Here is an 8239-nt window from a genome sequence, read left to right as displayed (position 1 = left end):
GTTCCGGTCGCACGGGAGGCGTGAGCTCAGTCATTCGCGGCGATCGGGAGCGTGGAGCTCGTCCGGGCAGAGGGGTGACATCCTCAAGCTCTGGTGAGGCCATGATCGGGGAAGGGCAGCATGAATGCTCGACTGTTCGTCCACGGTCATTTCGAGGCAGGGCCCGCGAGGGACCTGAGCAAATCTCCACGTGCGGGACGTCTCGGATGCCCCCTAAACCTACAACAGCTCCGGCATTCGCCGGCGTCCCGCACACCTCCCAAACCGGGGAGGCCCACTCAAACCTCCAGCGGCGAGCCGCGTGGAGATTTTGCCGCATCCGGTTTGGCTTGTTACTGACCGCGTGGTCAGTTACAGATGTGACATGACACGCACACCCCGTCATCGCCGCCGCCCTGAAGCGCGCCCCGAGGAAATCCTCACCGCCGCGCTGGCGATCTTTGCCGAACAGGGGTTTGCAGCGGCGCGGGTCGAGGACATCGCCCGCCGGGCGGGGCTCTCAAAGGGCGCGGTCTACCTGTATTTTCCCTCCAAGGAAGCCATGCTCAATGCACTGGTCGAGCAGTCGGCCGGGGCTTTGGCGCGCACGGTCGAGCAGCATGTGGCGCAGATCGCGGCAGCGGACCCGGAGGCGGCGCTGCGCGGCCTGTTGCGGATCCTGTTTGCCGCCGTCTCCTCTCCGGAGGTCTCCGCCGCGCCGCGTCTCGTGCTGACCGAAGCGCACCGCTTCCCCGAACTGGCGAATTTCTACCGCGAGCATGTGCTCGACGTGATGCGGCGCGCCATGGGCGCCCTGCTCGCGGCGGCCGTCGAGACAGGCGTGTTCCGCGATGTCGATACCGACGCCTTCATGCGCATCATCGCCGGCCCCGGCCTGGCGCAGATGGCGCTGACGACAATTTTCGATCTCAAACCGGACAGGCTGACCGATCCCGGCGATCTCGCAGACGCGATCGCCGACATCCTGCTTTACGGCCTCAAACCCCGCCTGGAGAGCGCAAACACATGACCCGGCTCATTCTCGCACCGGCCCTCGCCTTGCTCCTGCTCACCGCCTGTTCACCGCCGGTCGAGCCCGGCCTGCACGGCTATGCCGAGGGTGATTTTATTGCCCTGGCACCGGACATGCCCGGCCGCGTTCTCGAGACCGACTTGCGCGAAGGCGATCCGGTCACCGCAGGCCAGCTCGCCTTCCGGCTCGATGACACCGATGCCCGCGCCGCCCTCGCCGCCGCCCAGGCCCAGCTTGGCGCCGCGACAGCCCAGTTTGATGATGCCGCGGCGGGAGCGCGCACGCCGGAAATCGGGGCCGCCCGCGACCAGCTCGCCCAGGCCAATGCGGCGCGCACCGAAGCCCAGGACAATCTGACCCGCACCCGCGAACTCTTTCAGCAAGGCCATGTCAGCCAGGCCCGACTCGACCAGGCCCAGGCCTCGGCCGAGGTCGCCAGTGCCCGCGTCAGCGAAATGCGCCAACGCCTCAACCTGGTGCAATTACCGGCTCGCGAAAACCAGTTACGAGCGCTGCAAGCCGCCATCGCCGCGGCGCAGTCGAGTGTCGAGCGCGCCGAATTTGCCCTGTCCCAGCGCCAGGTCCGGGTGCCGTCCGATGGCCGGGTCGAACGCCAGATCCGCTATGCCGGCGAACAGGCCGGGCCAAGCCAACCGGTCTACTCCCTCCTGCCCGACGGAGCGGTGCATGCGGTCGTCTTCATCCCGGAACCGGAACTGGCTGCCACCCCGGCCGGGACCCGGCTTGCAGTCAGGTGCGATGCCTGCGCGGCCGGTCTGATGGCGACCATTACCCGCATTGATGACGAGGCCCAGTTCACCGCCCCCTTCATCTATTCCGACAGCGAACGCGCCCGTCTGGTCTATCGTGCCGAGGCCCGCTTCGATGCCAATCCACCGCCACCGGGGACGCCGCTGCGCCTCGAGGTCCGTTAGCATGGACGGCGATCTCGTCATCGATGTCCACGGGCTGACCAAGAGCTTTGGCGACACACGCGTGGTCGATGATTTCTCGATCCAGGTGCCCAGGGGCGCGATCTACGGCTTTCTCGGTCCCAACGGGTCGGGCAAAACCACGACGATCCGGCTGATGTGCGGCCTGCTCAAACCCGATGGCGGCGGCGGCACGGCGCTGGGCTATGACATCGTCACCCAGAGCCGCGAGATCAAATCGCGCGTCGGCTATATGACGCAAAAATTCTCCCTCTATGGCGACCTGACCGTGAAGGAGAATCTCGACTTCATGGCGCGTCTGCATGCGGTGCCAAACCAGAAAGAGACCGTGCTCGCCACCCTGGAAGAATACGATCTGGAACCACGCGCGAAACAGCTCGCCGCCAATCTGTCCGGCGGCTGGAAACAGCGCCTGGCGCTCGCCGCCGCAACCATGCACAAGCCCGGCCTGCTGATGCTCGACGAGCCAACTGCCGGGGTCGACCCCAAGGCGCGGCGCGATTTCTGGGACCGCATTCGCCGCCTCTCCCAGCAGGGCGTCACGGTGCTGGTCTCGACCCACTATATGGACGAGGCCGTGCAGTGCGATTCCATCGCCTATATCGCCTATGGCAAGAAGCTGATCGACGCGCCCTCGGCCGATATTGCCGGCATTGTCGGCCTCACCACCTGGCGGATCGAGGGCAAGGGGTTGCAGCCCGTCTACGACGCGCTGGAACACGCACGCGGTGTCGACCAGATCGCCCGCTTCGGCTCGGCCCTGCATGTGTCGGGACGCGATGAAGCGGCGCTGGAGCGCGCGATTGCCCCCTGGCGGGAGCGTCCGGAATTCGAGGTCAGCAAGGCGAAGACGGGGCTGGAAGAAGCCTTTATCTGGCTGATGACCGGCGCCCAGGACAATTTCCAATGAACCGGTTCGCCTCGCTCAATCGCATCATCGCCATCCTGCGCAAGGAATTCATCCAGATGACGCGCGACCGGCTGACCTTCGGCATGATGGTCGGCATTCCGGTGATGCAGCTCTTACTGTTCGGCTATGCCATCAATACCGATGCGCGCCATCTGCCGACCCTGGTGGAAATGGGCGATAGCGGCCCGGCCAGCCGCGCCATTATCCAGGCGATGGAGACGTCGGAATTCTTCGATATTACCGGCATCGCCGCCTCGCCGGAAGAGGCCGATATCGCCCTGCGCGACGGTACGGCCTCTTTCGTGGTGACGATTCCGCCCAATTTCGAACGGGATCTGGCGCGCGGCGAACGGCCGCAAATCCTGCTCGACAGCGATGGCTCCGACCCGGTCGCCGCCGGGGCCGGCAGCGGTGCCTTTGCGGGGATTGTCCAGCGGGCGCTGGAACCGTATCTCGGCGAGATGACGCCACCGGTCGAGACCGTGATCCACCGGCGCTACAATCCCGCCGGCCGTACCGCGCTCAATATCGTACCGGGTCTTCTGGGCACCATCCTCACCCTGACCATGGCAATGATGACCTCGATCTCGCTGACGCGGGAGGCCGAACGCGGCACACTGGAAGCCCTGCTCTCGACCCCGACCGAAGCCTTCGAGGTGATGATCGGCAAGATCACGCCCTACGTCTTTGTCGGCTCGCTTCAGGTCGCCATCATGCTGGCCGGCGCACGCTTCCTGTTCGGGGTGCCGTTTCTGGGCAGTCCGCTCGCCTTCGTCATCGCCAGCGCGCTATTCATCGTCGTCAATCTGGCGCTGGGCTTTTTGTTCTCGACCGTGGCGCGCAGCCAGATGCAGGCGATGCAGCTGACCATGTTCCTCTTCATGCCGTCCTTTTTGCTGTCCGGCTTCATGTTCCCCTTCGCCGCCATGCCGCAATGGGCCCAGGCGCTCGGCCAGCTGATCCCGACGACGCATTATATCCGGGTGGTCAGGGCGGTGATGCTAAAGGGTGCCGAATTGCCCGATGTCTGGCCGAGCATCTGGCCGATGATCGTGATGTGCATCGTCATCGCGGTCGTCGCGATCCGGCGCTACCGGCGCACGCTGGACTAGGCTTCGGGCTCATCATCGAAAATCTCTTCGATCTTGAGTTCAAAGAGGCGGCCAATCTTGAAGGCGAGCGGCAGGGAGGGATCATACTTGCCGGTTTCCAGCGCATTGACGGTCTGGCGCGAGACATCGAGATGATCGGCCAGGGCCTGCTGGCTCCAGCCCAGCTCCCCACGGAGCTCGCGCAGACGATTTTTCATGCCTCATTCCCGCCAAGCATCTGCAGTGCCACGCCATAGACGAGGGCAAATCCGGGCAGGAGCAGATAGCCCGGAAATTCCGGCAGGCCGAGCAGCTGGGCGAACAGGCCCCAGATCGTCGCCAGCACCAGCACCGCGCCGGCGGCCAGGGCGATGGCGCGGATCCGCAGGGCCCGCATCATCTCGTCCGACGACTGGATCATCGCCGCGAAAATCCAGGCCCAGCCCGCCAGGGCGAGTGCCGGCACCGCGACCAGGGCGATGCGCAACACCGGGTGCGTGGTGTGGTTCAGCCAGTGCAATGCCAGGACCAGCCCCAGCACATAGGCCAGGATCAGCAAGGTTTGGCGCAGGATGAACCGGCCAAAGGCGCGCTCGGCGAGATTGCGTGTGGCCTGGTTGGCGCGTTGCAGACGCCGGAACCACGCCGCCAGTGACAGGGCGCAGACGAGCGCAGCCAGCAGCGTCCAGACCAGGTCCTGGGACCTCATGAAGAGCTGGGCCGCCACGACCAGGCTGACGACCCAGACCAAAAGGAGGGCGGTCTGAATGCCGGTGGACGGGCCGCCCTGTCCTGGATCTGCCTCGTCCGGCATGCCTGTCATCTTTCCGTCCGTCCGAAATGCTTGCGCCATAGCCGCGTCAGGATGATCTGGAGCGCGATTCCGCCCCAGACGACAAGGATCAGCGCGATGACCGGAACCAGTTTATCCACGCCCGCAATCGGCTCGCCTACACTGTCTGCAAGCAGAAAGCCGCCGAAGGAGAGTGACAGGACCAGCGCCGTGATCGTGGCATCCCTCAGTCCATGGGCCGTCTCTGGATCATCGTGAGTCTCGATCTTGCCCATATCAGACGCCCTCCACCTTGGCCGGGTCAGACTTGCGCCCGCGCATGCGATCCCAGATCGCCCTGCGGTTGGCGAAGATCGACCATCCACCGAGAATGGCGGCAACCCAGATGAGCGCCTCAGTCGCGAGCGCCGCGGCAGTCACCGCGAGGGTAAAGATCGCCAGGCTGTCCGTTGTCAGTTTGGCGATCACGACACCGGCCCAGGCTCCGATGAAGCAGACGAGCGCGATCCCGATCGTGAATTTTCGCAGTACAGGTCCCATGACAAACATCTCCATGTAAAGGGTGCTTGTCATATAAATGTAAAGGACGCTTGTCGTCAAGCGCCGGTTGACCGGCCCCTGTCCCGCAGCCTGGTCAGCCCTCCGGGCTGGCCTGGTAACAATGCTCGACGAAACGGTTCCAGCCCTTTTGGGTCTGGCTTTCCACGGCCCAGTTGAAGCCGGCAATGGGGTGGGGCCAATAGACTTGCCGGGCGCGGCCGGCTGGCATCTCGGCTTCGAAACAGATGGCGTCCGGATGAATATCCGGCGCGCTGGTCAACGTCCCGGTCGAGCGCTTGCCATCGGAAGTGAAGGACCAGAACCAGATATTGCCATCATCGCCGGGCCCGAACAGCGCGCGTTCCGAATAGCGTTTCGCCGTTTCGGACTCGCCGATCACCCACTGCGCCTGCAATTCGACGAATTTGTCGCCGAGCACGCGCTCGAAGCGCCGCGTGCAGCGGGTTGGTCCCATCGCCGAGTCCGAGTTCGATACCCAGACGCCCATGAGCGGGTCAAACAGGCCCAGCTTTCCCCTGCCTTTTTTCCACATTGACGATGCCCTCCGATCACGGGCTCCAAGAGTGCTGGCAAACTTGCGCCAAGGCAAACCGGGCCGGCATCGCCCAACAACAGCGCGGCTCGTCTGCCCGGTTCAAAAGCGGAGAGAAACACACTAGGACTAGGGAGCGCTTTGCGGTTGGCGATTGCAGGATCCCGCCTGGGGCATACGACATTCTGAACCTGAACAGGGCAGGCCTTGATGGACCGGATTTTGATATTGATGCGTCACGCCAAGGCCGTCGATCGGCTCGAAGCCGATGACGACTTCCAGCGCGGGCTGACACCACGCGGGCATGAAGACAGCCGCAAGGCCGCTGCCGCGCTTGCCACGCTCGGCCTGAAGCCCGAACGGGCACTGGTCTCGCCAGCCTGGCGGACACGCCAGACCTTCGACCATCTCGCCCCCTTGCTCGGCGAGCCCCCGATTGATGATCCGATGGCGCTTTACCATGCCAGCACCGAAATGCTGGAGCGCGCCGCGCTCGGAGCTTTCCAGCACGTGCCACAAATTGTGATGGTCGGGCATAATCCGGGCATTGGCGGACTGGCACACAAGCTGGCCGCGCGCTGCGGTGTCCGCGAGGCCCTGCCGATGGGGTATCCGACCGCAACAGTCGCGGTTTTCGCCCTCGCCGATGCAAGCCTAAACTCCCCGACGCTGATCGAGGTTTTTACCGCGTCGGACTAGAGACCCCACGGCGGGTGATTGACTCCCGTTTGAGTTGTGTTTGTTATGGCTGCCGCCACAAATGCAATCTCTATGGGTGACATCATGGATGATGGGCAGACCGGACACCCCGGCTCTCGCGCGGCGGCAGCCGCGAGACGCAGCGACCCGCACGGAGTCGCAACCCCCGACATCCTCGCCCGGCTGTGGGCCAGCGATGCTGCCGAAGGTCTCGCGCGGCGTGCGCCGGACTTCAGCGCCCGCACCGGCCTGTCGATCTCCCGGCGCAGTGCCCTGATCATCGCGCTCTGCCTGCTCATATTGACCACGGCCGGCTGGGCGAGTTGGCAGGTCAGCCTCCTGACCGGACTGGCTGGCTTGCTGTTCGCCTGCCTGATCGGCTTGCGGCTTCTGGCCTGCCTTTTGCCGCCGGCATGGGCCCGGCGCCGCCCCCTTCCGCCCTGTGCCCTGCCACGGGTCAGTGTGATCATCGCCCTCTATCGCGAACGCGCTGTCCTGCCCGTGCTGATCTCGGCACTGGAGGCGATCGATTATCCCGCCGACCGGCTGGAGATCCGGCTGGCGCTGGAAGCCGATGATCACGAGACAATTGCCGCGGCGCGGGCGCTCGAGCTCGATCATAAATACCGCATCATTCTGGTCCCGGAGGGCGGGCCACGGACCAAGCCGCGCGCCCTCAATTATGCCCTGCGCTTCTGTTCCGGCGAGATCGTCACCATTCATGATGCGGAGGACCGGCCGCACCCGCGCCAATTGCGCATTGCCGCCGAGAGTTTCGCTGCGGCCGGTCCGGAACTGGCCTGCCTGCAGGCCCCGCTCAACTGGTTCAATCGCGGCGAATGCTGGCTGACGCGCCAGTTTGCGCTGGAATATGCGGCGCATTTCCACGCCTTGCTGCCACTCTATGCGCGGCTCGGCTGGCCCTTGCCACTGGGCGGGACCAGCAATCATTTCCGCACCGCCGCCCTGCGCCGGGCCGGCGGCTGGGACGCCTGGAATGTCACAGAGGATGCCGATCTGGGCTTTCGCCTGCACGCGCTGGGCTATCGCTGCGACGTGATTGCGCCGCTCACCCTGGAGGAAGCGCCGACGCGGGTCTGGCCCTGGGTTTGCCAACGGACGCGCTGGCTCAAGGGCTATGCCCAGACTCTGGCCGTGCACTCACGGCTGGCGGACCTGCCGCCGCGGCGGCAGAACCGTTTCGCCCTGATCCTGACGCTCGGCGCCGCGCTGGTCTCAGCCCTGGCCCACGCACCGCTCGCCGCCACTTGCCTGTTCGCCCTGTGCGCCGGGACGGACGCGAACGGCACCCAACTCCTCTATGGCGGATTTCTCGCAGCGGGGTATGGCACGTCCGCGGCAACCGCAGCGGTCGGCATGCGGCGCGCGGGTCTGACAGTGCGCCGCGCCGATCTGCTCTTGATGCCGCTCTATTGGCCACTCCAGAGCTGGGCTGCAGTGCGCGCCCTGTACCAGCTCGCGACCAGACCCTATTTCTGGGACAAGACCGAACACGGTATCAGCACGTTCACGGACCCGGCATGTATCTCTCCCTCACCGCCACACTCATCATCTTCGGCGGTTGCGTCGCAGTTTTCCTGCTCGCCCGCTGGCGCTCCGGACAACCGGTCCGACCCGAACGCGGCCCGCGCCTCATCCCCTGGACCCTGATCGCCATCCTGGCCGCT

General features: G+C 65.1%; 11 protein-coding genes. 6 read left to right on the top strand and 5 right to left on the bottom strand.

What is annotated here, in order from left to right; translation table 11 throughout:
- The first annotated feature begins 364 nt into the window (after nt 1–364).
- Genes BLT42_RS14425 through BLT42_RS14410 form a run of 4 tightly spaced genes read left to right on the top strand, consistent with a single transcriptional unit; the run spans nt 365 to nt 3987 of the window.
- Nucleotides 365–1009 carry a TetR/AcrR family transcriptional regulator gene (locus BLT42_RS14425; protein ID WP_091771876.1) on the top strand — a complete coding sequence of 215 codons (645 nt, stop codon included), beginning with the start codon at nt 365–367 and terminating at the stop codon, nt 1007–1009.
- Nucleotides 1006–1947, top strand: coding sequence for an HlyD family secretion protein (locus BLT42_RS14420; RefSeq protein WP_091771875.1), 942 nt, complete (start codon nt 1006–1008; stop codon nt 1945–1947). Before BLT42_RS14425 ends, BLT42_RS14420 begins: the two co-directional genes overlap by 4 nt.
- Nucleotide 1948: 1 nt before the next feature.
- Complete coding sequence (locus BLT42_RS14415; RefSeq protein ID WP_091771874.1) at nt 1949–2875, top strand: ABC transporter ATP-binding protein; 927 nt, start codon at nt 1949–1951, stop codon at nt 2873–2875.
- The gene (locus tag BLT42_RS14410; RefSeq protein ID WP_091771873.1) at nt 2872–3987 is read left to right on the top strand and encodes an ABC transporter permease; all 1116 of its coding nucleotides are present in this window, start codon (nt 2872–2874) and stop codon (nt 3985–3987) included. The genes BLT42_RS14415 and BLT42_RS14410 overlap by 4 nt, the downstream gene beginning before the upstream one ends.
- Here the strand turns inward: BLT42_RS14410 and BLT42_RS14405 are convergent.
- The 5 genes from BLT42_RS14405 to BLT42_RS14385 form a co-directional block, all read right to left on the bottom strand.
- Nucleotides 3984–4184, bottom strand: a complete 201-nt coding sequence (locus BLT42_RS14405) for a helix-turn-helix transcriptional regulator (protein ID WP_091771872.1) — start codon at nt 4182–4184, stop codon at nt 3984–3986. The two genes, BLT42_RS14410 and BLT42_RS14405, sit on opposite strands and share 4 nt — an antisense overlap.
- Nucleotides 4181–4780 carry a hypothetical protein gene (locus BLT42_RS14400; RefSeq protein ID WP_143024175.1) on the bottom strand — a complete coding sequence of 200 codons (600 nt, stop codon included), beginning with the start codon at nt 4778–4780 and terminating at the stop codon, nt 4181–4183. Before BLT42_RS14400 ends, BLT42_RS14405 begins: the two co-directional genes overlap by 4 nt.
- A gap of 5 nt (nt 4781–4785) precedes the next feature.
- Nucleotides 4786–5034 (bottom strand): hypothetical protein, encoded by a 249-nt coding sequence (locus tag BLT42_RS14395; protein ID WP_091771870.1) that lies wholly within the window; start codon nt 5032–5034, stop codon nt 4786–4788.
- Between the two features lies 1 nt (nt 5035).
- Nucleotides 5036–5299: a hypothetical protein gene (locus BLT42_RS14390; protein WP_143024174.1), complete on the bottom strand. Its 264-nt coding sequence runs from the start codon at nt 5297–5299 to the stop codon at nt 5036–5038.
- 94 nt (nt 5300–5393) lie between these two features.
- Nucleotides 5394–5774, bottom strand: coding sequence for a hypothetical protein (locus BLT42_RS14385; RefSeq protein WP_143024173.1), 381 nt, complete (start codon nt 5772–5774; stop codon nt 5394–5396).
- A gap of 309 nt (nt 5775–6083) precedes the next feature.
- Here BLT42_RS14385 and BLT42_RS14380 point away from each other — a divergent pair, with 309 nt between their 5' ends.
- Nucleotides 6084–6551 (top strand): SixA phosphatase family protein, encoded by a 468-nt coding sequence (locus BLT42_RS14380; protein WP_233342531.1) that lies wholly within the window; start codon nt 6084–6086, stop codon nt 6549–6551.
- A 72-nt stretch (nt 6552–6623) separates the two neighbouring features.
- Nucleotides 6624–8222 carry a glycosyltransferase gene (locus BLT42_RS14375; RefSeq protein ID WP_233342530.1) on the top strand — a complete coding sequence of 533 codons (1599 nt, stop codon included), beginning with the start codon at nt 6624–6626 and terminating at the stop codon, nt 8220–8222.
- The last annotated feature ends 17 nt before the right edge of the window (nt 8223–8239 follow it).

It is taken from the genome of Maricaulis salignorans, from assembly GCF_900103475.1.
Classification (GTDB): domain Bacteria; phylum Pseudomonadota; class Alphaproteobacteria; order Caulobacterales; family Maricaulaceae; genus Maricaulis; species Maricaulis salignorans.
This window is presented reverse-complemented; position numbering and strand designations above follow the sequence as displayed.